At 72.8% G+C, this 21,962-nt stretch carries 25 protein-coding genes; 11 read left to right on the plus strand and 14 right to left on the minus strand.

Features of this window, described 5'->3' with window-relative positions; all coding sequences use genetic code 11:
- Window positions 1–67 precede the first annotated feature (67 nt).
- On the plus strand, window positions 68–364 hold the full coding sequence (locus tag I8D64_RS07795; protein WP_200501929.1) for a hypothetical protein: 297 nt from the start codon (window positions 68–70) through the stop codon (window positions 362–364).
- A 60-nt stretch (window positions 365–424) separates the two neighbouring features.
- Here the strand turns inward: I8D64_RS07795 and I8D64_RS07800 are convergent, their stop codons facing one another.
- The 4 genes from I8D64_RS07800 to I8D64_RS07815 all read right to left on the minus strand — a co-directional run bounded on the left by I8D64_RS07800 (window position 425) and on the right by I8D64_RS07815 (window position 2,824).
- Entirely contained in the window at window positions 425–730 is a 306-nt protein-coding gene (locus I8D64_RS07800) for a helix-turn-helix domain-containing protein (RefSeq protein WP_200501930.1), read from the minus strand.
- A gap of 4 nt (window positions 731–734) precedes the next feature.
- Window positions 735–1,085: a type II toxin-antitoxin system RelE/ParE family toxin gene (locus I8D64_RS07805; RefSeq protein WP_200501931.1), complete on the minus strand. Its 351-nt coding sequence runs from the start codon at window positions 1,083–1,085 to the stop codon at window positions 735–737.
- Between the two features lie 71 nt (window positions 1,086–1,156).
- Entirely contained in the window at window positions 1,157–1,402 is a 246-nt protein-coding gene (locus tag I8D64_RS07810; protein ID WP_200501932.1) for a serine hydrolase, read from the minus strand.
- 75 nt (window positions 1,403–1,477) lie between these two features.
- Complete coding sequence (locus I8D64_RS07815) at window positions 1,478–2,824, minus strand: MFS transporter (RefSeq protein ID WP_200501933.1); 1,347 nt, start codon at window positions 2,822–2,824, stop codon at window positions 1,478–1,480.
- A 104-nt stretch (window positions 2,825–2,928) separates the two neighbouring features.
- Here I8D64_RS07815 and I8D64_RS07820 point away from each other — a divergent pair, with 104 nt between their 5' ends.
- On the plus strand, window positions 2,929–3,543 hold the full coding sequence (locus tag I8D64_RS07820; RefSeq protein ID WP_246482843.1) for a TetR/AcrR family transcriptional regulator: 615 nt from the start codon (window positions 2,929–2,931) through the stop codon (window positions 3,541–3,543).
- Between the two features lie 33 nt (window positions 3,544–3,576).
- Here I8D64_RS07820 and I8D64_RS07825 read toward each other — a convergent pair whose 3' ends face one another.
- Window positions 3,577–4,119, minus strand: a complete 543-nt coding sequence (locus I8D64_RS07825; protein ID WP_200501934.1) for a MarR family transcriptional regulator — start codon at window positions 4,117–4,119, stop codon at window positions 3,577–3,579.
- Window positions 4,120–4,206: 87 nt separating this feature from the next.
- Here I8D64_RS07825 and I8D64_RS07830 point away from each other — a divergent pair, with 87 nt between their 5' ends.
- Both I8D64_RS07830 and I8D64_RS07835 read left to right on the plus strand, forming a co-directional pair.
- Window positions 4,207–4,587 (plus strand): VOC family protein, encoded by a 381-nt coding sequence (locus I8D64_RS07830; RefSeq protein ID WP_200501935.1) that lies wholly within the window; start codon window positions 4,207–4,209, stop codon window positions 4,585–4,587.
- Complete coding sequence (locus tag I8D64_RS07835; protein ID WP_200501936.1) at window positions 4,587–5,477, plus strand: DNA-3-methyladenine glycosylase family protein; 891 nt, start codon at window positions 4,587–4,589, stop codon at window positions 5,475–5,477. The genes I8D64_RS07830 and I8D64_RS07835 overlap by 1 nt, the downstream gene beginning before the upstream one ends.
- Window positions 5,478–5,543: 66 nt before the next feature.
- On the opposite strand, the gene I8D64_RS07840 is transcribed toward I8D64_RS07835, so the two are convergent.
- A complete protein-coding gene (locus I8D64_RS07840) occupies window positions 5,544–5,885 on the minus strand; it encodes a hypothetical protein (protein ID WP_200501937.1) in 342 nt (113 codons plus the stop codon).
- A gap of 89 nt (window positions 5,886–5,974) precedes the next feature.
- On the opposite strand from I8D64_RS07840, the gene I8D64_RS07845 reads away from it, so the two are divergent.
- From I8D64_RS07845 to I8D64_RS07870, 6 genes are all read left to right on the plus strand, one after another.
- Window positions 5,975–6,952: a LysR family transcriptional regulator gene (locus tag I8D64_RS07845; RefSeq protein ID WP_200501938.1), complete on the plus strand. Its 978-nt coding sequence runs from the start codon at window positions 5,975–5,977 to the stop codon at window positions 6,950–6,952.
- Between the two features lie 58 nt (window positions 6,953–7,010).
- Entirely contained in the window at window positions 7,011–7,571 is a 561-nt protein-coding gene (locus I8D64_RS07850) for an SRPBCC family protein (protein ID WP_200501939.1), read from the plus strand.
- 192 nt (window positions 7,572–7,763) lie between these two features.
- Entirely contained in the window at window positions 7,764–9,254 is a 1,491-nt protein-coding gene (locus I8D64_RS17770; protein WP_200501940.1) for an FGGY family carbohydrate kinase, read from the plus strand.
- Window positions 9,255–9,313: 59 nt separating this feature from the next.
- On the plus strand, window positions 9,314–10,303 hold the full coding sequence (locus I8D64_RS07860; RefSeq protein WP_246482844.1) for a GNAT family N-acetyltransferase: 990 nt from the start codon (window positions 9,314–9,316) through the stop codon (window positions 10,301–10,303).
- A gap of 124 nt (window positions 10,304–10,427) precedes the next feature.
- The gene (locus I8D64_RS07865; RefSeq protein ID WP_200501941.1) at window positions 10,428–11,660 is read left to right on the plus strand and encodes an SGNH/GDSL hydrolase family protein; all 1,233 of its coding nucleotides are present in this window, start codon (window positions 10,428–10,430) and stop codon (window positions 11,658–11,660) included.
- Entirely contained in the window at window positions 11,657–12,655 is a 999-nt protein-coding gene (locus tag I8D64_RS07870; protein WP_200501942.1) for a GNAT family N-acetyltransferase, read from the plus strand. Before I8D64_RS07865 ends, I8D64_RS07870 begins: the two co-directional genes overlap by 4 nt.
- A 71-nt stretch (window positions 12,656–12,726) precedes the next feature.
- On the opposite strand, the gene I8D64_RS07875 is transcribed toward I8D64_RS07870, so the two are convergent.
- The 3 genes from I8D64_RS07875 to I8D64_RS07885 all read right to left on the minus strand — a co-directional run bounded on the left by I8D64_RS07875 (window position 12,727) and on the right by I8D64_RS07885 (window position 14,999).
- Window positions 12,727–13,374: a TMEM175 family protein gene (locus tag I8D64_RS07875; protein ID WP_200501943.1), complete on the minus strand. Its 648-nt coding sequence runs from the start codon at window positions 13,372–13,374 to the stop codon at window positions 12,727–12,729.
- Window positions 13,371–14,453: a LacI family DNA-binding transcriptional regulator gene (locus tag I8D64_RS07880; protein ID WP_200501944.1), complete on the minus strand. Its 1,083-nt coding sequence runs from the start codon at window positions 14,451–14,453 to the stop codon at window positions 13,371–13,373. Before I8D64_RS07880 ends, I8D64_RS07875 begins: the two co-directional genes overlap by 4 nt.
- 189 nt (window positions 14,454–14,642) lie before the next feature.
- Entirely contained in the window at window positions 14,643–14,999 is a 357-nt protein-coding gene (locus I8D64_RS07885) for a nuclear transport factor 2 family protein (protein WP_200501945.1), read from the minus strand.
- 116 nt (window positions 15,000–15,115) lie between these two features.
- Here I8D64_RS07885 and I8D64_RS07890 point away from each other — a divergent pair, with 116 nt between their 5' ends.
- Window positions 15,116–15,817, plus strand: a complete 702-nt coding sequence (locus tag I8D64_RS07890) for a WYL domain-containing protein (RefSeq protein WP_200501946.1) — start codon at window positions 15,116–15,118, stop codon at window positions 15,815–15,817.
- A gap of 33 nt (window positions 15,818–15,850) precedes the next feature.
- Here I8D64_RS07890 and I8D64_RS07895 read toward each other — a convergent pair whose 3' ends face one another.
- From I8D64_RS07895 to I8D64_RS07915, 5 genes are all read right to left on the minus strand, one after another.
- On the minus strand, window positions 15,851–17,320 hold the full coding sequence (locus I8D64_RS07895; protein ID WP_200501947.1) for a glycoside-pentoside-hexuronide (GPH):cation symporter: 1,470 nt from the start codon (window positions 17,318–17,320) through the stop codon (window positions 15,851–15,853).
- Window positions 17,321–17,982: 662 nt separating this feature from the next.
- Window positions 17,983–18,912, minus strand: a complete 930-nt coding sequence (gene larB, locus I8D64_RS17285; protein ID WP_246482845.1) for a nickel pincer cofactor biosynthesis protein LarB — start codon at window positions 18,910–18,912, stop codon at window positions 17,983–17,985.
- Window positions 18,909–19,943, minus strand: a complete 1,035-nt coding sequence (gene larE, locus I8D64_RS07905) for an ATP-dependent sacrificial sulfur transferase LarE (RefSeq protein ID WP_425490284.1) — start codon at window positions 19,941–19,943, stop codon at window positions 18,909–18,911. Before larE ends, larB begins: the two co-directional genes overlap by 4 nt.
- Complete coding sequence (locus tag I8D64_RS07910) at window positions 19,940–21,328, minus strand: lactate racemase domain-containing protein (RefSeq protein WP_200501948.1); 1,389 nt, start codon at window positions 21,326–21,328, stop codon at window positions 19,940–19,942. The genes larE and I8D64_RS07910 overlap by 4 nt, the downstream gene beginning before the upstream one ends.
- Before the next feature lie 150 nt (window positions 21,329–21,478).
- Window positions 21,479–21,958, minus strand: a complete 480-nt coding sequence (locus tag I8D64_RS07915) for a GNAT family N-acetyltransferase (protein ID WP_343068502.1) — start codon at window positions 21,956–21,958, stop codon at window positions 21,479–21,481.
- Window positions 21,959–21,962 lie beyond the last annotated feature (4 nt).

Here is a 21,962-nt window from a genome sequence, read left to right on the forward strand (position 1 = left end):
CAGGGCCGGTGGGTCCGACGGGGCCGAAGGCCCGACAGCGACGACCAGGGACGAGGAAGGAGTGCGCGTGAGCTCGGATGAAGACCGGGTCTACAGTCCGCAGGAGCGGGCGATGGACGAGTTCATCGTGAGGTTCACGCCGCACTTCCTCACGCTCCCGGACCGCCTCGACGAGGTCGTGGCCGCGCTGCGCGCGGACGACCCCGCGCAGGAGATCGCGAGGGCGTTCGACTGCGCGGTCGACGTCGCCGAGCACCTGCTGTCGACCCAGCTGCGGAGGCTGTCACCACAGTCCCTGACTGAGTATCGAGCGGAGTACGAGAGCGCGCTCCGCCGTCTTCGCAAGCACGTCGCGGCGGAGTAGCCGTCCTCTGCGTCGCGACGAACCGTCCGGGGTCAGCGCGCGACGGCAGCTCCGTGAGGTTCAGGCGACCTGAACGCGCGTGTCCCCGATCACGAACTCGATGGCAAGGTCTCCGCCCACCGCCTCGAGATATCGCCGGATGGTGGCGACGCGCGCATTCTCCACGTCGCCGCGCTCGATCTTCGATACCTGTCTCTGCGAGACCCCGATGCGCTCAGCGAGCTGCACCTGCGTGAGCCCGGCGTCACGGCGCAGCTCGCGCAGACGATACGCGCGCACCTGGGAGAGCATCCGCTCCTTATGGGCCGCCACCTTCGTTCGATCCACAGGGTGGTCGGCGAGGAACTCCGCAAGTTCCATGGCCATGGGGTCACCGTCCTTTCACGCGACGAACATGGGCATCGAAAAGGTCATCCGCGCGAGGTATGTTTCGCTTGTACCAGCCCCTCCAGTCACCGGACTTGTCGCCCGCGACCAGAAGGATCGCCTGACGAGCCGGGTCGAAGGCGAAGAGGACGCGAAGCTCGGTCCTCCCCGCCGACCCGGGACGCAGCTCCTTCATGTTCCTATGACGCGACGCGGTCACGGTGTCGACGAGCGGCCGGCCCAGCTGCGGCCCGTGCTCCTCCAGCAACTCCACGGCGGCCACGACCTGCTCCCGCGAGTGTTGGTCGAGCTCCGCAAGCCACGGCGCGATCAGCTCGATGTCCACGCTCCACATCAACCAATTCTAGAACCCCCAGGTTCTAGCGTCAACGCCTCATATCCGGGATGAGCGCACCCCGTCCACGATCATCGCTGCGATCTCTCCGATCCCGTCTTGCCCGCGACGACGACGTCCGGGTACGACAGGATCCGGCTGATCCGGATCGGCGCGAGCTGCTGGCCGAGCATGCCCTTGATCAGCGCACTCCCCGCCGGGTCCAGGAGATCGCCTTGCCACAGCGCGGTCAGCAGACGCATCTGGTCACCTGCGGTCTCGAGGGAGCCGAACAGGGCGCTGACCGTGCGGAGCTTCCAGTCCGTCTGGGAGGGCACGGCACCGCGGCCCCCTTCGACCTCGTCCACGGCGCGCACATCGAGGTGAGCGCCTGGCCGCCCGGCCCGTGACGCTCAGCCGCCCGCAGCTTCGGAGCCGCTCCGACTGTGCGCTCGAGCCCTCCGCCCCACTGGGGCGAGCACGGCACCCGCCAGCGCCAGCACGCCCGCACCGAGGAACGCCGCCTCGGCTCCCGCCCGGTCAGCGACGGCACCCCAGAGCGGTGTGGCGAGCGTCTGGCCCAGAGCAATCGCGAGGAAACCGCCGCCCACCACGACCGCTGTCCGCTCCGGGCGGATGCGGGTCGCCCCCACCAGGACGAGCCCTGTGAGAGCGACGTACGCGGCGCCGAAGGCTGCGCACGAGGTGATCGCGGCCGGCGGGCTGTCGGGGGCGATGCCGAGCACGACCGTCGACAGGGCCACGAGCCCCATGAGGAGCGCCCAGGCGGCGCGCGTCCCCAGGCGACGCACGAGGTCGCCGGCGGCCGCTCCCCCGAGGCCGCAGGCGCCGAGCACGATCCAGGCGGTCACTCCCACCTGCGGCCCCGCCCCGTCGGCGCCCGCGATCCGGTCCTGCCCGAACGTCCACACCATCGCGCTCGCCGCCCCCATCACGGCCGCCGCCCCCATGAGGCGCGCGAGGGCGAGCGTGCTCGCCGTGAGGGCGTCGGCCCGACCAGGACCGCCCGCGACTCGGGTCCTCGATCCGTGCTCACCGCGCTCGGCACCATCGCGACCACGCCCAGCCCGCGGTCCTCCGCGCCTCGCGCCCGCCGGCACGATCCGCACCTGAGGGACCACGACGGCGACCGCGACGCACACCGCGAATGCCGCGAGCGCGAAGAGACCCCAGGACAGCCGCCAATGGTTCTGGCCGAGCAGGGCGACGGGACCGGACAGCATGACGCCGGCTCCCGTGCCTGCGTTCGCGATCGACTGCACGCGGTCGCGCCTGGCCGGGGCGACGCAGCGGGCGATCGCCTGGGCGAGCGGCGGCGACGCGACGCCGGTGCTGGCGCCGGCGATCGCCACTCCGCCGAGCAGCATCGCAGGGCTGATGGCCGTGGCGACGAGCGCGATCCCCGAGGTCGCCAGGACTCCGGCGGCGAGCGCGACCGTGCGCGATCCGAACCGGGGAGACAGCGCGACTGCGCCGATGATGCCCGCGCAGTAGGCGAGGTAGCTCGAGGACGCGATGAGGCCCGCGGTCCGGGAGGTGAGGTCGAAGGTCTCGCGGAACGTCGGCAGGAAGAGCCCGAAGGCAAACCGGGCGAGTCCGTAGCAGACGCCGATCAGGGCGAGTGCCACGACGGCGAGCAGGGCATCCGTGCCGAGCGCCCGTGCAGTGGTGCCGTGCGGCCGCCGTGCGATGCGCGCACCTGTGTCGCCGCGCTTCTCGGTGTGACTGCTCGGGTCCACGAACGCTCCTCGGTCAGGTTCACAGGGCTGTGAAGTACCTTCGCACGCTAGACTTCACTGGTCGGTGAAGTCAATCCGGGAGCAGAGGAGACGGAGGAGACGACATGGATGGCGCACGAGAGATGTCCGGGACGGCACCGCCCGCCGATCCTGACCGGACGTCACATCTGACCCCGGGCGCGCAGCGCATCCTGGAGGCAGCGGGCCCCCTGTTCTACGAGAACGGAATCCATGCGGTCGGGGTGGACACGATCGCCGAGGTCTCCGGGGTCACCAAGCGCACGCTCTACGATCGCTTCGGCTCCAAGGACGCACTGGTCGCCACCTACCTTCAGCTCCGCGACGAGGCCTGGCGGAGGACGCTCGAGACGCACGTCGCAGCCGCGTCGCCGCCGCGGGCGCTCGCCGTGTTCGACGCCTACGAGGATGCCGAGCAGACGGATCGCGGCTGCGCCTTCCTCAACGCTGCGGGCGAGCTGCCCCCGGACCACCCAGGGCAGGTCGTGGTGCGAGCCCACAAGGCGCATGTGCGGAGGCGGCTCGGAGAGCTCGTCGAGGAGTCCGCGGAGTCACCTGCGGCCGGGGATGTCGCCGAGCATCTCTTCCTGCTGCTCGAGGGTGCCATCGCGCATCGGGGGATCGACGGGGACGCCCACCGCCTGCGAGATGCACGACGCCTCGCCACAAAACTGCTGACTCGGCGCTGGACCCCGGAGTGACCTGTTCCGGGCCGGGTACCGCGGCCCGCTTCCTCACCCGTCGTCGTCGAGGACCCGCGCGAGCGCGCCCAGGCCGTCGAGCAACTGCTCGGCCCCGGGCGCGCCGAGGGCGTCGAGCATCGATCGCTCGATCTCGCGCACCTGCCCGTCGGCCTCGCCGAGCAGGCCCTCCCCTTCGTCGGTGAGCTCGATGGGCAGGCCCCTGCCGCTCGGGGCGGAGGCGGGCCGCGTGACCAGCCCGCGAGTCTGCAGGCCCGTGACCACACTGTGCATGGACTGGGCGGTGACGAAGCCGGCACGGGCGAGCTCAGCGCTCGTCTGCCCGGGGCGCAGCCGGAGGTTCTGGAGGCACACGTACTGCGGCACCGTGAGCCCGAGCGGCCGCAGCCTCGCGTCCATCCGGGAGTGGAGCGACGCCTGCGCGCGCTTGAGCACGTAGCCGATCCGTCGCCCGAGGTCGCCGGGAGCCGAGACCACGGCGCCGGCATCCTCGGCGGCGACCGGTGCGGCGACCCCGCCCGATCCTCCGCCGATCTCCTCGCCCGCGTCCGAGCCCGATCCCTCTCCCGGTCCCACTTCCGCTCCATCCATATCAGCATCTTGACATAGGGCCTTTCCGCCGGTTGTATATCAGTGTCCTGATATTGATCGGAAGGATCCGCCATGACCGCCACCGGTCCCGACTTCATCGCCCTGCAGGTGCGCGACCTCGACGCCGCCGCGACCTTCTTCGAGGAGCACCTCGGTCTGCGACGCGCGCCCGCGTCCCCTCCGGGCGCTGTCGTCTTCGGCACCTCGCCGATCCCCTTCGCCGTGCGCGAGCCGCTGCCCGGCACCGACCTCGACGCGGCGAGCCCACGGCCCGGCGTCGGGGTCGCCCTGTGGCTCGCGGTCGAGGACGCCGATGCCCTGCACGAGCACCTCGTCGGCGCGGGCGTCGAGGTGCTCGGCCCCGTCGCCGACTCGCCCTTCGGCCGGACCCTGACCTTCGTCGGCCCCGAGGGGTACGCGCTCACCGCCCACACCGCGCAGGGCCCCGCCTGATGGCGGCCGGCCACACCGTCACGCATGACCTCGAGGTCCGCGGACCCTGGTCGCTCAGCACGAGCCGCCGCTTCTGGGAGGGTTTCGCCCCGCAGCGGCTCCCCTCCCAGGAAGGCCCGCTGACCACCGTGTTCCGCGCCGACCGCACGTGGGAGCCGCTCCGGGCGCAGGTCACGCAGGACGGCCCCATCGCCCGGATCTCCGTCGGCCGCACGGACGGCGGAGATCCGAGGGATCCCGAGGCGGCGATCGCGCAGGTCGCGCGCTTCCTCTCCCTCGACGTCGACGCCGGCTCGTGGCCGACGATCGGCGAGCACGATCCCGTGATCGGCGATCTGCAGCGCGAGCTGCCGGGGCTGCGACCCTGCGGCTTCCACTCGCCTTACGAAGCGGCCGCGTGGGCCGTCCTCTCCCAGCGCATCCGCATCACCCAGGCGGCCTCCCTGCGCGAGCGCCTCACCGCGGACCTGGGGGAGGACGGCGCCTTCCCCGCCCCGCAGGCGCTCCTCGAGGCGGATCTCGACCTGCCCGGCCGCAAGACGGAGTACCTGCGCGCCGTGGCCCGCGCCGCGCTCGACGGGACCCTGGACGGCGAGCATCTCCGCGACCTCGACCCGGACGACGCCTTCACCGAGGTGCAGGGCATCCTGGGCCTGGGCCCCTTCGCCGCCGAGCTCGTGGTGATCCGCGGGGCGAACGCCCCCGATGCCCTCCCCCGTCACGAGCGCCGGCTCGCGCAGGAGATCACCGAGCGCTACGGCGAGGACGCCGACGTCGCCGCGGTGAGCTCCGCCTGGCGGCCGTTGCGATCCTGGGCCGCCGTGCTGCTGCGCATCGGACGCGAGGAGCGCACGGGCGAGATCGAGGGCAGGCGCCCCGGCAGGGAATGAGCCTGGCCGGCACCGACGAGCCGCCGGCCGATCGGCCGACGACCGGCAGGCCCGACGCCGCCGACGTCAGAAGCGCACGGCGATGCGGTCGATCGCACGGCCGACGGGGTCCTGATCGCGGGACACGTCCGGCTCGGGCGGGGCAGGCGGCTCGTCCTCCCGGGAGAGGCGGGCGATCGGGACGGTCGCATCGGGGGCGAGGGTGCGGGTGATCGCGGCGTTCCCGCGCTCGAAGGCCTCGGCCGGGGTGCGCGGTGACGGGTCCGCGGGGCGCACCCAGCGGGGGTCGTCGTCGGGCGGAGGAGCGGGGAGGAGGACTCCGAGGACCACGCGGATCGCGGCCCCCAGGGCGACGGAGACGGCGGCGATGAGAAGGATGAGGGCCAGGCCCATGACGAGTGTGCTCATGACTCGATCCTGCGGCCGGCGATACGGAAGGACAAGCGAACATTCCTACCCCATTGTTCAGCACTGCTGATCGGTCGTAGGGTGGCCGCATGCTCGATCCCGTGAAACTCCGCGTGCTGCGCTCCGTCGCCGCGACCGGCAGCATCCGCGCGAGCGCCGAGGCGCTCGGATACACGCCGTCGGCCGTGAGCCAGCAGCTCTCCGCGCTGCGCCGGGAGACCGGCGTCGACCTGGTGGAGCGCTCCGGCCGCGGCATCGAGATCACCCCCGCGGGCGCGGAGATCGCGCGGGCCGCGGGCACCGCCCTGGACGCGCTCGACGACGTGCAGCGCCTGGCCGCGAACCTGCGGGAGGGACGCTCCGGGACCCTCACCTTCGCCTACATGACCTCGGTCGCCGCCACCTGGGTCCCGCGCCTGGCGCAGGACGTGCGCGAGGCCTTCCCCGACCTCTCCCTCACCCTCCTGCACCGGGACTGCTCGGCGAGCGAGCTCGATCTGCGCGGGGACGTGCTGATCGCGGACGACATCGACGCGGAGCCCGGCACCGACTGGCAGCTCTGCGACCTCCTCGAGGAGTCGTACGTGGCCCTCGTGCCCTCGAGCCACCCTCTGGCCTCCCGCGAGAGCGTGGCCCTCGCGGATCTCGCCGAGATCCCGTGGGCCACGGACGACCCCCTGGACTCCACCTGGTTCGCTCGGATCCTCTCGTCCTGCCACGCCGCCGGGTTCACACCCCGGGTCGAGGTCAATCCGCCCGACTACTCCGCCGTGCTGGGCTTCATCGCCTCCGGGGGCTTCGTCAGCGTGCAGCCCTCGCTGCTGGAGCAGAACCCGCCGCCCGGCGTCGTCGTCCTCCCGCTGCGCTCCCCGGCGCCGCGCCGCAGCCTGCAGGTGTGGGTGCGTCGGTCCTCCGCGAAGAACCCTGCCGTGCAGTTCATGGTGCAGCGCCTGTGGGCGATCGCCGCCGACCACGCCGAGCGCATCCCCGGGATCACCCTTCTGGGAGCGCCGCCGCAGCCCGCGGCCGACGTGACGCGCTCCCCGGCCGCCCCGGTCGCCGGGTGAGATGATCCGAGGAGCCCGCGCCGACGCCGGCGCGGATCCGCCGTGAGGAGGAGGCCCCATGAGCAGCGACAGCACCGGCACCGAGGGAGCGCACGCCGTGGACATCGATGCCCGCATCCGCGACCTGCCCGTCCGCGCCGAGATCGCCGACGACACCCTGATCCTCGAGGTTGACATCGCCGGCACCGAAGAGCAGCTGTGGCGCGCGATCACCGATCCCGAGCAGCTCGCCCGCTGGTCCCCCGTCGTCCCCGACCGTCGGCTCACCGAGGTGGGACCGGCGCTCAGCCGCGAGACGCCCGACGAGGACCCGGTCGCTGCCGACGTCCTCGCGACCGCCGGCCAGCACGCCCTCACCCACCGCTGGGGCGACGCCACCATGGGCTGGATGATCGAGGAGGGCCGACTGGACATCCAGGTGGGCCTGCCCGACGTGCAGCAGGCCCAGTACTTCGCCGCCGGCTGGCAGGTGTGCCTCGCGGTGCTCGACGCCCAGCTCAGCGGCCTCGACCAGGAGCGCATCGTGGGCATGGACGCCATGGACCACGGCTGGGAGGAGCTGCGGGCGCGCTACGCCGAGGAGTTCGGGCACCCGGACGGGGAGTCGCCGGAGGCGTGAGCCGGGGCGGACGGCCCCGCCCACCGCGTCGACGGAGCCTCCGCGGCGACCCACGCCCCGCGGCAACAGGCGGCCGCGAGCGCGCGCCCGGCTGCGCGTTCCCTATCCTGGAGCGCATCGCCGTGCCGTGACGCCGCACGGCAGCGCGCCCGGACCAGCCGGGCTTCGTGACGCCCATCTGCTGGAGGACCTGTGACCCCGCGCTTCTCGATCCCGACCGACGACGCCGTCGGCCCCTTCGTCGTCGGACTCGACGTCGGCTCCGGCGGCAGCCGCGCCGCCGTCTACGACGCCTCGGGACGCGAGGTCGGCACGCGCCACCACAAGGTCGAGCACGCGTTCACCACCGCGGCCGACGGCACCTCCACGATCGACGCCGATCAGATCGTCGAGGAGCTGTGCGTGGCCATGGAGGCCGTCCTCGACGGCGCCCTGCCCGGGCCCGTCGTCGGCATCGGCGTCGACACCTTCGCCTCCTCCCTGGTGGCGGTCGACGCCTCGGGCGCCGCCCTGACCCCGTGCATCACCTACGCGGACACCCGCTGCCGCGACCAGGTCACCGCCCTGCGCGAGGAGCTCGACGCCGTCGCCCTGCACGACCGCACCGGCTCCCGCCTGCACTCCTCGTACAACACACCGCGCCTGCGCTGGCTGCGCGATGAGCACCCCGACGTCTTCTCCCGCGCGAGCTCGTTCATGGCGCTCGGCGAGTACGTCGCCCTGAAGCTGCTGGGAGAAGGCGTGCTGGGCACCGCGTCGGCCGCCTGGGGCGGGATGATCGACCGCCGCACCGGTGAGTACGTGCCCGAGCTGCTGGAGGCTGCCGGGGTCTCCGCGGACCTGCTCGGGGCCCCGCGCGACCCCTCTCAGGGGCAGCCGGTCGCGGGCACCCCGCTCGCGCAGCGGATCCCCGCGCTCGCCGACGCCACCTGGATCCCCGTCGTCGGCGACGGCCTGAGCGCGAACCTCGGGATCGGCGCCGTCGGCCCCGGCACCTGGGGCATCTCCACCGCCACCTCCGGTGCGATCCGCCAGCTGCTCGACACCGAGACCGGCACCCTGCCCGGGGGTCTCTGGGCCTACCGCGTCGATGCGCGCCGCACCCTCGTCGGCTCCGCGATGAGCGACGCCGGCCGCGTCCTCGACTTCGCCCGCACCCGCTTCGCGATCCCCGAGGACGTCTCCCAGATCGACACCGAGTCCCTGCTCGGTGCGGCCCCGCAGGCCGGGAACCCGCTGGTGGTGCCGTTCCTCTCCGGCGAGCGCGGCACCAAGTGGCGCGACAGCGCCCGCGCGGTCCTCGCGAACGTCTCCGCGTCCACCACCGCCGAGGACCTGCTGCGCGGCTGCTTCGAGGGCCTCGCCCTGTCCTACCTGCGCATCGCCGACCAGCTGCGCGAGGTCGGCGGCGCCCCGCAGCGGATCGTGCTCTCCGGCGGCATGACGGAGAACGCTCCGGCCTGGCTGCACCTGCTGGCCGACGCCCTCCAGACCCCCATCGACCACGTCGCGATCTCCCGCTCCACCATGCGCGGCGCCGCGCTTCTCGCCCTCGAGCAGACCGTGCCCGACGCCGAGCGGGCGCCGATCCCGGTGCGCAGCACGATCGAGCCCGTCGCCGCCCACGCCGACTACTACCGCGAGCGCCTCGCGCGCTTCGAGATCCTCGCCGACGTCGCCTGATGGCCCACTCGTCCGGCTCTCGGATTGCCACGCGAGCCCGGACGCGGTGTGCTTGTGCCATGGACCCGACACTGCGCGCCCCCAGCGTCCCCGAGCTGCTCCTCGCCGCCGACGCCCTCGCCACCTGGCAGCGGGACGACGCACCGCTGCAGCTGCACCCCGGCGACCTGGGCTGGCACAGCATGAGGGGGCTGGCGGCGACCGCCGCGGCGACCCGGGTCTGGGAGCTGGACGACGTGCCGATCGCGATCGGGCTGCTCGACGGCCCGGATCTGCTGCGTCTGGCCTTCGCCCCCGGCGCGGAGGACGACGAGGCCCTGGCCCGACGGATCTCGAGCGATCTGGCCGACCCCTCGCACTGCATCCTCGACGCGGGCCCGGGTGCGGTCGAGGCGCGTGGCGCGGCCGCGCTCCGGCGCACTCTCGCGGCCGACGCCTGGGAGGAGGGCGAGCTCTGGACGCCGCTCCGCCTGGATCTGGGCCCGATGCCGGACATGAGCGATGCGCTGGCCTCCGCCGACGTCGTCGACCCGCAGTCCGCCCCGGACTTCCCGGAGGACGATCCTGACCTCGATCCCTCGGATCCGGCCGACGCCCCGTCGACCGATCAGGGCCTGCCCGCGCGGCTCTCCCCCGTCGAGGAGTGGGCGCGCGTCCACTTCTCCGCGTTCCGACGCCGCGACCCCTCGCCCGCCGAGCTGCGCCGCCGGGCCCGGGACTGGACCGTGATGGCCGCGACCCCGCTCGCGAGCTCGTCGCTCACGCTGCTCGGCCGCGACGACGACGATGCGGCGGTCGCGATCGCGACGGTCTGGTCGGCGGGCCCCGGCCGTCCCGGCCTGCTCGAGCCCGTCGCCGTGCACCCCGACCATCGGGGGCGCGGGTTCGGCCGGGGGATCACGCTCTCCGCCGTCCATGCGCTGCGGGCGATGGGCGCCTCGAGCGCGCTCGTGTGCACCCCGAGCTCCCTCTCGGGCGCGGTTCCCACGTACCTCTCGGCGGGCTTCCGTGCCGACGCCGAGGTGGCCGACATGCAGCGCAGGTTCTGAGGGGCCGGAAGGACCCGCCTTCTGAGGGGCCCGAGAAGCCCGTCTTCTGAGGGGCCCGAGGGGCCCGTCCTTCGGTCCCGACAAGGGCCGTGCGCACGCCGACGAGCCGTGACAGGCTGACCCGGTGCACACGATCGACATCACCGAGCCGCTCGTCCACGGCCACGCGGACCTCGAGCGGACCGCCCAGGGAGTGCGCATCCATCGCCTGCCCTCCTGGCTGCGGCGGCTCTGGCCCGAGCCCAGACTGATGGCCATGGAGCAGCAGGCCGCGGGCGTGCGTCTCGTGCTGGACACCGACGCCCGCGCTCTCGAGCTCACGATGAGCAGCGCCCGCGCGGCGTTCCCCACGGCCCAGCGCCCGCGCGGCGTGCTCGACGTCGTCATCGACGGCGAGACGGTCGCCCATGACGTCCTCACCGGCGGCGCGCTGATCATCAATGACCCCTTCACAGGGGAGACGTCGTCCAGCCCCGGCCCGGCGCACACCTCTCGCATCGAGCTCCCGACGGGCACGCACCGCGTGGAGCTGTGGCTGCCCTACAGCGAGGACGTCCTGCTGGAGTCCCTGCGCGCGGAGGTCGACTCCCCCGCCACGGACAGCTCGTCCACGGGCGCCCTCGACGCGGGCGCTTCCGACGTGGGCACCGGTCGGCCGCTCGTGCGTCCCGTCGCACCCTCGGGGACGCGCTGGGTGCACCACGGCAGCTCGATCAGCCACGGCTCGAACGCCGCTACCCCGCTGGGGACCTGGCCGGTGCTCGCCGCGCGCGCCGCAGGTGCGGACCTGCGGAACCTCGGCTTCGGCGGGAGCGCGATGATCGATGCCCCCGTCGCGCAGGTCATCCGGGATGCTCCGGCCGACATCATCAGCCTCAAGCTGGGCATCAACGTGGTCGGCGGGGACATCATGCGTCGCCGGGCGCTCGTCCCCACCGTGCACGGATTCCTCGACACGATCCGGCAGGGCCATCCGAACACCCCGATCGTGCTGATCTCACCGCTGCACTGCGGACTCTTCGAGGGGGTCACCGGCCCCAGCGCCGTGGATCCGCAGGCCCTCGCGCGCGGGGAGATCCGCTTCATGGCCACCGGCGATCCGGCCGGCACCTCCCCCGGACGGCTCGATCTGCCCGCCGTCCGCGAGGCGCTCGCGGAGGTCTGCGCCGCGCGCGAGGATCCGCGGCTGCACCACATCGACGGCCTCGATCTCTACGGCGCCCAGGACGAGGCGGAGCTGCCGCTGCCCGATGCGCTCCACCCCGGCCCCGAGGCGCATACCCGCATCGCGGAGCGGTTCGTCGAGCGCGTCTTCGCCGATGGCGGAGTGTTCGCCCACCACGGGACACCGGCGTGAACGGCGGCCCGACGGAGATCCGCGTGCGCCCCGCGACGGCCGAGGACGTCGCCGCCTTCTCAGACGCCCTCCCCGATCTGATCCAGGACCGCTGGCGACCGGGCGGCAACCGGCGCTCCTTCGTCGCGGTCGCGCCCACCGGCGCAGGCGAACGCATCGTCGGCCACTGCCGCGCCGTCGACAACACGGTGCACCCGGATTCACGCGTCATGCTGCTCGAGGTCGCACCCGACCTGCGAGGACAGGGCGTGGACGACGCGCTGCTGCGGGCGCAGGTCGACGCCTCGACGGCGCCTCCCCGCATGAAGATCTATGAGCACCAGATCGACGACCAGCAGCTCGCGGCCCGCTTCGGCGGGATCGCCGTGCAGGTCACGCCACCGTGGCGCTACGTCGTCGGTCCCGAGATGCGGGCCTGGGCGGCGCAGCACGGTCCGGTCGGCTCTGCGGAGATCGGCCCCGCGCTCGCCGAGGAGCCGGGCGACCTCCTCGCGCTCGAGGTCGACCACTACATCGACCAGCACGCGTCCTGGTCCCCGACCGCGCCGCGCGAGTCCCTGCTCGCCGAGCTCGGCGAGGACCACGATCCCCGGCCCCCGTCCACCTGGGACCGCGGCCGCAGCCGAGCGCTGCGACGGGACGGCCGGCTCCTCGCCGCCGTCCTCGTGTGGCCGGCCGACGACGAGGGCGGAGCGCCCGAGGTCTCGCTCCTCTCGCGCCCCTACGTCGGCCCGAGCTCGCGCGCCGACAAGGAGGCGTGCCTGGCCGCGCTCATCGAGGCGAGCGCCGACGGCGACGAGCTGCTCATCGACTCCCATCTCACGATGCGCGAGGAGTGGGCGATGATGCGCGAGGTGCCGGGGCTGGCACCCTCGGATGGCAGGGACTGGATGGCGATCACCGCGATCCCCGTGCCCGGCGGCCCCGAGCCCGCCCCCGTCCCGCGCGAGCTCATTCCCGCGGAGACGCCCTGGGTGCACACACTGCTGCCCTGAGCGCTTCGTGCGAAGAGGCCTCCCCCGCCGGACCCCACGGGACAGTTCCGTCCGACGACCGTCCCCCGCGGTCAGCGGGCGATCGGCGAGCGCTCGAGCACGTTCGCAAGCGTCCGCACGAACAGCAGGACGAACAGCCCGAAGTAGCCGACCTGCGGCACGATCATCGCGAGCACCAGCGCGACCGCGTACAGGATGCCCATCGACAGGTCGACGAGCATCCCGCGGCGCATCGATTCCGGCTCCACCTCGTGCAGCTCGGGATGTCGGCGCAGGTAGCGGCGGGTGACGATCATGCACAGGCACGTCGCGATCATCGAGCCGATGTACAGGGCCTCGACGACCCTTCCCGTCTCCAGCTGCCCGGTCATCGCGGTGGAGACCGGGATCCACACGATCGTGAGCATCCACAGCACGGTGATCCAGAGCAGAGTGTTGGAGACGGCCTCGACGTCCGCGAACAGCTGATGGTGGCGGATCCAGAACAGCGCGATGATGAAGAAGCTGAGCACGAAGCTGATGATCTGCGACCAGTGCTCACCCAGCCACTCGCTCGCGCTGAGCTCCTTCCCGGCGGCCTCCGCGACCGATTCCATGAGCGGCAGGATCAGCAGGGTCATCGCGATCGCGACCACCGCGTCGACGTAGGCCTTCGTCCGTTCCGCGGAGAACTGGCCACGGGTGCGGGACTCCTCGCGCTCCACCGCTCCGTCGCTCATCGCTTCTCGCGTCCGCCCGCTCCATCGCGCCCGCCGGCTCCGTCACGCCCGACCGCGGCGGCCTCGCGCCCGCCCGTGCTGCCGCGCACCACGAGGCGCACCGGCAGCGCGCCCTCGACGGGGCCCTTCACGCTGGAGGGCTGGCGGATGCGGCGCACGATGCGGTCCACGGCCACCCGCCCCTGCTCGCGCTTGGGCGCGGCCACGGTGGTCAGGCCCGATCCGACGAGCCGCGCGAGCGGGATGTCGTCGTGCCCGATGACCTGCAGCTCCTGGGGGACCCGGATGCCGCTGCGCAGCGCCGCGACCAGCAGACCCAGCGCCTGCAGATCGTTGTAGCAGATCACGGCATCGGGCAGGGGGTCGCCCGCGCCGCGGGTGGACTCGATGAGCTCGGCGAAGGCGTCCTCCCCGCCGCGGGAGGTGGGCGGGAACGGGCCGATGCGATGCACCCGGATCCCGTGGCTCGCGCCCGTGGTGCGGGCCGAGCGCCAGCGCTCCCCGTCGGACCAGGAGTTCGCGGGCCCGGCCACGTAGGTCACGGTGCGCACCCGGTGGGAGTCCAGGTGGGTCATCGCCTGGTTCATGCCGTGCTCGTAGTCCGGGGTGATCGAGTCCAGGCCCGCCACGTGACGGTTCAGCACCACGATCGGCACCCTCTTCGCCAGCTGCAGCAGCGTCGCGTCCGAGAGCCTTGTGCCTGTGAGCACGATGCCGTCGACGACCTCGAGGGAGCGTTCGAGGGAGATGCGCTCGCGCTCCTCGTCCTCGCCGGAGTCCAGCAGGATCGGCAGGTACTCCGCCGAGTGCGCCGCCTCCTGCATGCCCGAGAGGACCTCGGCGAAGTACGGGTTCGAGAGGTCGGGCGCGGCGACGCCCAGGCGACCCTGCCTGCCCTGGCGCTCCTGCTGATCGGGGGCGTCCGTGCGGTAGCCGAGGCGCCGCGCGGCATCCATGACCTTCGCGTGGGTGGCGGCGCTGACCCGGCCGGGCCGCGAGAAGGCGCGCGAGACCGTGCTCGGGGCACAGCCCACCTCACGGGCCACGTCATAGATGGTGACGTGCTCCTTCTGCGTCATCGTGCGCCTCCCAGGGGACTCCGTCGGCCGACCAGCGGCAGGCCTCAAGGGTAGCCCGGGAGACGGGCCCAACGGACGACGGGGCACGGGGCTCGCGCCGGATCTCGAGGCGGCGAGGCCCGACCTAGAAACGGAGACGGTCCGACGTCGAGGCGGAGACGGTCCGGTGCCGAGGCATCGGCCGAGCTCTCACCCCGCCGCGAGCATCCCCCGGGGGTCGAAGGTGACCCGGATGGCGCGGATGCGACCGCCCTCGACGTGGCACCAGTTGACCACCGGCGTCGGCTCCGAGCCGCCCACACCGAGCGAGAACCAGGTCATCACGTCCTCCTCGTCGGCCAGTCGCCGCTCCACCTCGAGATGCGTGGTGGCCCGGGCGAGGCCGACGAGCCCCTCGAGGCAGTCCTCCCGGCCGCGGAGCGAGGCGAGCGGACCGTCGAAGGCGACGTCATCGGCGAGGTGCGCGGCGAGGTCCGCGAAGTCGCGGAGGCGCCAGCAGTCGAAGTACGTCCCGGCGAGGTCGCGGGGACTGGGAATGTCGGTCATGGCTCCTCCTGGAGTGCATCGTCATCTGCAGGGAGACTCCAGGAGACAGGGCACGAACGACAGCTGTGTGTCGGTGTTTCCGACCGGATTCGTCCTGCGCGATTACCGTGGGGCCCGTGAAGCGCAGCGACCGCCACCGAGCCCTCGTGGACCTGCTGCGCGCCCGGGTCGAGCAGCCGATCTCCGTGCCGCGCCTCGCCGACCGCTTCGAGGTCTCCACCCGCACGATCGAGCGCGACATCCGTGCGCTGCAGGAGGCGGGCATCCCGATCTACGGGGTCCCGGGGCGCACGGGAGGCTTCGCGATCGGCCGGGACTTCTCCCTGCCGCCCCTGGCGATCACGCCGGCGGAGGCCCTCTCCGTGCTCGCCGGCCTCGGCGTCATGGACGGCTCCCCACTCGCCCGGGACGCCGGCCGGGTGCGGGACAAGGTGCTCGCCGCGATGAGTCCGCAGCAGCGTGCGCAGGGGCGCGCGTTCGCCGCGCGCGTGGCGCTCATGGCTCCCGACGGGCCGACGGAGGACGAGGTCGCCCGCGTCGTCCGCGAGGTGCTCGTCGACCCGCGGGTGGTCGAGCTCGCCTACCGCGACCCTCGCACGGGCGCGTGCACCGAGCGCTCGGTCGAGCCGCTGGGGATGATCCTGGTGCGCGGCAACTGGATCCTCGTCGGCTGGTGCCGGCTGCGGGACGGCGTGCGAGGGTTCCGCACCGACGGAATCACCGCGATCCGGCAGACGTCCGAGCGTCCGCCCGTGCGCGACCCCGACCCCCTCGCGAGCGACCTCTCCCGCTGGGACTTCCTGGCCGCCGCGCCGTAGGGGCACGGCGGGAGAGCCGGGCCCGGACCGTCCTCAGGCCCCGGCCCCGGTTCCCGCGCCCTCGGCCTCGCGGCGCTCGTGGAGCTCCTCGACCATGGTGCGGAAGGTCTTCTCGTCGATCGGGTAGAACCGCATGACGACCGCGGCGAGGATGCCCATGAGGATCGGCAGACCGCCCATGACCAGCGACAGGCCCAGGCGCACGTGGTCCGAGGAGTTCGTGGCGGTGGCGACGGCGTCGGACCCGGACATGAAGCCGAACAGGGCGATGAAGCTCAGGGCGAGGTAGCGGCCCACGGCCTGGCTCATCTTGCGCGCGAAGGAGAACAGCGAGTAGGTCGCGCCCTCGGCGCGGTCGTCGTTCTTCCACTCGCCGTACTCGACGGTGTCGCCCTCGAGGGCCCACATCAGGGTGTTGTTCAGACCGACGCCCAGGTTGATGAGGAAGTAGCCCAGGAGCGCGAAGGCGAACACGTGGCCCAGCAGCAGCATGATGATGCCGCCGACCACGAAGGCCGCGCAGCCCACCAGGTAGCCGCGGCGCTTGCCGATGCTGCCGATGATCTTCGGGGCGAACGGCGCGACCACGAGGTTCGCGACGACGCCCGCGAGGGTCAGCCAGATGAACAGGGTCGCGTCGCCCAGCACGAAGGTGGTGAAGAAGGCGGCGACCGCCTGCATCCCGTACATCCCGCCCAGGAAGATCACGCTCGAGGCGCACAGGAACGCGAGCGGACGGTTGGTGCGGATCACCCGCAGGGACTGGCGCACGCTGAGCTTGGGGGTCTCGCGGAACACGCGCTCGCGCACCCCGAAGAAGGTGATCATGAACAGCGCCATGCCGAGGACCAGGAAGCCCAGGGCGCTCACGGTGATGGAGTGCTGGAGGGCGTCGGCGTCGCCCTGGTGCTGGTTGATCTGCGGGGAGATCACGAGCACGAGCAGCAGGGTGATGATCTGGCCGCCGTAGGTGCGGGCGGCGCCGAGCTTGCCGCGGTCCTCGGCGACCTGTGTGATCGCAGGGGCGAGCGAGCCGTAGGGGATGTTCACCATCGAGTAGACGAAGCCCCACACCGCGTAGATGACGGCGGCGACCACGGCGGTCAGGCCCTGGCTGCCCATGTGGGGGATCGTGAACAGCAGCACCGTCATGATCATCAGCGGCAGGCTGCCGAACAGGATGAACGGGCGGAACTTGCCCCAGCGGGTCATCGTGGAGTCGACGATGCGCCCGGCGATGACGTCGGCGAAGGCGTCCCAGATCAGCACGACCAGGGAGATCGTCGCGACGACGCCGGCGGGCAGGCCCAGCACGGTGATGAAGTACAGGGGCAGGAAGTTGCCGGCGAAGGCGAAGGCCGTGTTGCAGCCGGCGTCGCCCGCGCCGTACGCGAAGACCTTGCGGAACGGCAGCCGCTCCATGGCGGCGCGCGGATCGGGCCGGGCGGCGCGCAGCGCCTCGGGCGACGGGTCGCCGGGACCGGCGGGCTGTGGCTGTGTCATGTCATCTCCTTCGATGCGGTTCCGCTCGTGCTGCGGTGCGCGGGGTGGCGGCGTCGGACACCGCGGGGTCCTGCTCCACGAAATGCTGTCCTCGGGAGCACGTCGATGGCTCACCGTCCGGAACCCGCCCGTCGGCGCAGGACCACGCCAGAGTGTGTGCTCCACTCCACGCCCGGGCCCCATGCTGTGCCATGAGTTGCCACGTCGCCGGGTCGCGGCGCTGGTCAGAGCGGCGGCGGAGGAATCACTCGACCGGCCGGTAACGAGACTCGGCTCACAGGGGAGGGGACGTGGGCGACCTGCTTCGCGCAGGCACTGAGGAGGCCGACGAGGAGGGCGACACGGCCGACGGCAGTGAGGAGGCCGACGGCAGCGGTGCGACCGGCGGGCCCGGTGCGACGGCGGGCACGGTGCGACGGCGAGCCCGAGCGACGGCGGGTACGGTGCGACGGCGGGCCCGTGCGACCGTGCGACGGTCGGCGTTGCAGGGGGCTGTGTCGTGCGAGGGCGTATAGCGGACCTCTCTGCCATATATGGCAGAGATGTCCCGTATACGCCGGTGGACGACAGCTCAGCGGGGCGGCCGACCGACGACCATCTGCCGGCGAAGGACCATCTGCCGGCGAGGGACTCTCGACACCGTCGGCGAGGCGGCGACGTGCTCAGTCGCGGGGATCGGGATCGGCGCCCGGTTCGGGCGCCCAGCGCGCGATCTGGGCGGCGAGGTGCCCGGCCCCGTAGCCGTTGTCGATGTTGACCACACCGATGCCCGGGGCGCAGCCGGAGAGCATCGTGAGGGCCGCCGTGACGCCGCCCGCCGCCACGCCGTAGCCCACGGAGGTGGGCAGTGCGACCACGGGGGCGGCGATCTGGCCTGCGACGACGGTGGGGAGCGCCCCGTCCATGCCTGCGGCGACGACGACGCACGCCGCCTCGCGCAGCTCGGGGAGGCGGGCCTGCAGACGGTGGAGGCCGGCGATGCCGATGTCGGCGATGAGTCGGGCGGGTCGCCCCAGGTGCTGCGCGGTGAGCAGCGCCTCCCGGGCGACGGGCAGGTCGCTCGTGCCGGCGCAGGCGACGATCACCAGGCCCCCGCTCGGGGCGGGCGGCCGGGGAGGCCACGCGAGCAGGCGCGCCTCGGGGTCGTGGTGGGCGTCGGGCAGAGCCGCGAGGACGGCTCGAGCCCGGTCCTCGTCGGCCCGCGTGAAGAGGATCGGGCCCATCGATCCGGTGCGCCCTTCGGTCGCGGCTCCCCCATCGGGCGCTGCTCCCTCATCGGGCGCTGCTCCCCCATCGGGCGTCTCTCGTCCATCGGGCGTCTCTCGTCCATCGGGCGCCGTTCCCCCGTCAGACCCCGACCCCTCGTCGCGCTCGGCGATGAGCCGCGCGTACTCGCGGGCGATGGCGCCGACCTGGGCCACGGACTTGCCGTCGCACAGCACTGCCTCGGGCGCCCCGCGCCGCCGGGCGCGGTCGAGGTCCAGCGTGACCAGGCCATCGATGACGCCGTCCGAGGAGCCGCCGACGGCGTCGCGGAGATCGTCGGCCCCGGACCCCGCCGCAGGTCCCAGCCCGTCCCCGGACCCGCTCATAGGCTTCCCCGTGCGTTGAGGATCTGCAGGGTGAAGGCGCCGGACTGCATGCCGCCGAGGTCCAGGGCCACGTGGCGGAAGCCCGCGTCCTTGCCGGCGCGCTGCAGCTGCTCGCGGACGCCGGGGGCGACCGCCCGGGGCAGCTCGTCGGCCGGGAGCTCGAGGCGGGCGATGTCGCCGTGATGGCGCACCCGGCAGTCGCTGAACCCGGCGTCGATGAGCGCGGCCTCGAGCTGCTCGATCTGGGCGAGCTTCTCCGGGGTGACCTCCTGTCCATGCGGGATGCGGGAGGCGAGGCAGGGGGCGGCGGGCTTGTCGGCCACGGGCAGGGAGAGCACCCGCGCCACGTCCCTGACCTGGGCCTTCGTCATGCCGATGCGGGCGAGGGGTCGCAGCACACGGTGCTGGGTCGCGGCCTCGGCACCGGGGCGGTCGGGGCGCAGGGCGTCGTCGGCGTTCTCGCCATAGGCGACGGCGTCGAGCCCGAGATCGCGGGCGACCTCGTCGTCGATCCGGGTGAACAGCTCGTCCTTGCAGTAAAAGCAGCGGTCGACGTCGTTGCGCCGGTACTCCTCGCGCTCACCCTCGTGGGTGCGGATCTCGACGACCTCCGCGCCGATGAGGTCCGCGACGCGATGGGCGATGGTGCGCTCGCGCGCGGCGAGGGACGGCGAGACACCCAGCAGCGCCACCACCCGCTCCGGACCGAGGGCGCGGACGGCGAGCGCGAGCAGCGTCGCGGAGTCGACGCCGCCCGAGTACGCGACGCCGAGGCGCTGGACGCCCTCGAGGTCTGCGGCGACCGCGTCGGCGAGTTGCAGGGTCTCCCCGCTCAGCGCCTCCGGGGTCATGGTCCCCGACCAGGCACCGGCCCCGTCGGCCGAGGGGTCGGCTTCGTCGGCCCGCGGCGATCCGCCCGGCACGACGCGAGGCGCCGACGGGGCGGAGGATGCCGCGGAGGCAGTGGGCGCGGAGGCGGCGATGGACGCGGACGAGGCGATGGACGCGGAGGAGGCGGGAAGGGCGCTCACTGGCCGTCCCTCTCGCTCGCCAGGCGGAACAGGACCTCGCCGGCATGGTCGATGACCAGGGTGTCCGGGTCGGCTCGCAGCGCCTCGAAGTCCAGCGACTGCGGGTCGACGTACTCGACGGCGTACTCGGCGCAGACCTCCGGGGGGATCGACGTCGCGAAGGCGCGGCGCACGCGGTTGCGCTCCTCGCCGGTCTCCGGATCGTAGGTGCCCAGGCCGGTCACGTGCGTGGAGTGCGCGAGCTCGCCCCAGGGGTGGTCCTTGAAGCGGTCCCACTGCTTCGTGAAGTACTCGATGTTGTGGTACCCGATGTCGCGCAGACCGGGGTGCATGCCCGCGACCTCGGTGATGTGCGGGGCATAGATGATGACCTCGCCGCCGTCGGCGCACACGGGCTCGGACTTGTAGAAGCCCTTCGCGCCGGTCCAGATGTCCTCGTACATCTCGGGGACGATCGCGACGATCCGCCGGTAGGGCTTCTCGACGTAGGTGATGTGGGTGCGCGCGGAGATCTTCGCCATCGCGGCCCAGGCGGCCTGCGGATCGCCGAAGGACATGGCGCCCAGGTCGGCGCCGCCCTCGGCGACGTCCATCGCGAAGCACAGCTTCTCGGTCTCGATGAGGTCGCTCGCGGCGTCGACGAGCTGGCGCACCGGGGTGATGCCGAGGGTGCCGATGATGCGACTGGCGGTGATCAGCGCGCCCACCCAGTGGGAGATGTCGATGACGTCGTGCACCGAGCAGCCGGGGAAGAAGTACTTGTTCCCTCCCGAGAAGCCGACGACCTCGTGGGGGAAGACCGGGCCGACGATCAGGTCGACGTCGCTCTCGACGACCAGGCGGTTGATCTGCACGCGCATCGGCGTGTCCTCGAGGAGACCGCCGGTGAGCTCGGAGATCCGCTCGGCGGGGATCTCGCCCAGGTCGGCGATCTGCGACTCGTCGTGCCAGGCGTGGTTGACGACCTCCCAGCCGGGGTAGGTGCGCTCGGGGTGCCCGGGCTCGGAGCCGAGCAGCCGCCCGATGGCCTCGTCGCTCATCGCGGCGTGGGTGCCGAGCGCGATGAGCACGGTGACGGAGCGGGCGCGCCCGGCGAGCGCGCGGTGGATCGCGGGCAGCACGCGGGGCAGGGGCACGGAGCGGGTGCCGTCGGGGATGATCAGGCAGACGCTCCTGCCGTCGAGGTCGCTCGCGGCGAGCTGGTCGGCGACGAAGGCGTCGATCTGGTCCTGGGTGAGGGTCCCGCCGGCGCCGCCGATCTGCGCGGCGCGCTCGGCCAGGCCCTCGGGGATCGGATGGATGGTGGGCTGCGCCGCCCCGTCCTGCGCGGACGCACTGGCCCGGGACGTGGTGTCGGACCGGGACGCCGTGCTGCTCTGGCTCATCGCTCCACTATGCGCTGTGGCCTCGGCGGGGACAAGCAGAGGTCCGGGTGTTGCCATGCGGGGGCAGCGGTCTGCCGTGTGGGGGCGGTGCGTCGCCATGTGGGGACGGTTTCTTGCCATCGGCCGACGCCCGCCGGGGCCCAGCGCAGTTCAGCGCAGCGGGGGCGGCTCCCGGATGTCGTCGTCGTCCGGCGCCATGTCCAGCTCCGACCAGGCGACGTCGTGCCAGGCGCCGAGCTTCCAGCCGACCTTCGTGAAGGTGCCCACGGGCGTGAAGCCGAACGACGCGTGGAGGCGGTCGCTCGCGGGATTCGGCTGCGCCACCAGGGCGATCGCCCGGCGGAGCCCGCGCTCGCGCAGCGCTGGCAGCAGCGCCTCGTACAGCGCACGACCGCGACCGGATCCGCGCTGGTTGGGCGCGAGATAGACGCTCACCTCGCAGGTGAAGCGGTAGGCCTCGCGCGGGTTGAACGCTCCCGCATAGGCATAGCCCGCCACACGGCCCTCCTCCTCGAGGACGAGCCAGACGTAGCGCTCGCGCGCGCTCTCGATGCGTCGCGCCATCTGCGCCGCGTCCGGCGGCTCGGTCTCGAAGGTGATGGCCGTCGTGCGCACGTAGTGGGCGTAGATCTCC

Origin of the sequence: Brachybacterium halotolerans, assembly GCF_016623465.1 — a bacterium.
Classification (GTDB): domain Bacteria; phylum Actinomycetota; class Actinomycetes; order Actinomycetales; family Dermabacteraceae; genus Brachybacterium; species Brachybacterium halotolerans.

What these genes read in the sequence shown, in the direction of transcription:
- I8D64_RS07800 (WP_200501930.1), bottom strand. Translation starts at nt 730, where the DNA reads ATGGCCATGGAACTTGCGGAGTTCCTCGCCGACCACCCTGTGGATCGA.
- I8D64_RS07805 (WP_200501931.1), bottom strand. Translation starts at nt 1,085, where the DNA reads ATGTGGAGCGTGGACATCGAGCTGATCGCGCCGTGGCTTGCGGAGCTC.
- I8D64_RS07820 (WP_246482843.1), top strand. Translation starts at nt 2,929, where the DNA reads ATGGATGGCGCACGAGAGATGTCCGGGACGGCACCGCCCGCCGATCCT.
- I8D64_RS07830 (WP_200501935.1), top strand. Translation starts at nt 4,207, where the DNA reads ATGACCGCCACCGGTCCCGACTTCATCGCCCTGCAGGTGCGCGACCTC.
- I8D64_RS07835 (WP_200501936.1), top strand. Translation starts at nt 4,587, where the DNA reads ATGGCGGCCGGCCACACCGTCACGCATGACCTCGAGGTCCGCGGACCC.
- I8D64_RS07840 (WP_200501937.1), bottom strand. Translation starts at nt 5,885, where the DNA reads ATGAGCACACTCGTCATGGGCCTGGCCCTCATCCTTCTCATCGCCGCC.
- I8D64_RS07845 (WP_200501938.1), top strand. Translation starts at nt 5,975, where the DNA reads ATGCTCGATCCCGTGAAACTCCGCGTGCTGCGCTCCGTCGCCGCGACC.
- I8D64_RS07850 (WP_200501939.1), top strand. Translation starts at nt 7,011, where the DNA reads ATGAGCAGCGACAGCACCGGCACCGAGGGAGCGCACGCCGTGGACATC.
- I8D64_RS07860 (WP_246482844.1), top strand. Translation starts at nt 9,314, where the DNA reads ATGGACCCGACACTGCGCGCCCCCAGCGTCCCCGAGCTGCTCCTCGCC.
- I8D64_RS07875 (WP_200501943.1), bottom strand. Translation starts at nt 13,374, where the DNA reads ATGAGCGACGGAGCGGTGGAGCGCGAGGAGTCCCGCACCCGTGGCCAG.
- I8D64_RS07880 (WP_200501944.1), bottom strand. Translation starts at nt 14,453, where the DNA reads ATGACGCAGAAGGAGCACGTCACCATCTATGACGTGGCCCGTGAGGTG.
- I8D64_RS07885 (WP_200501945.1), bottom strand. Translation starts at nt 14,999, where the DNA reads ATGACCGACATTCCCAGTCCCCGCGACCTCGCCGGGACGTACTTCGAC.
- I8D64_RS07895 (WP_200501947.1), bottom strand. Translation starts at nt 17,320, where the DNA reads ATGACACAGCCACAGCCCGCCGGTCCCGGCGACCCGTCGCCCGAGGCG.
- larB (WP_246482845.1), bottom strand. Translation starts at nt 18,912, where the DNA reads ATGAGCGGGTCCGGGGACGGGCTGGGACCTGCGGCGGGGTCCGGGGCC.
- I8D64_RS07910 (WP_200501948.1), bottom strand. Translation starts at nt 21,328, where the DNA reads ATGAGCCAGAGCAGCACGGCGTCCCGGTCCGACACCACGTCCCGGGCC.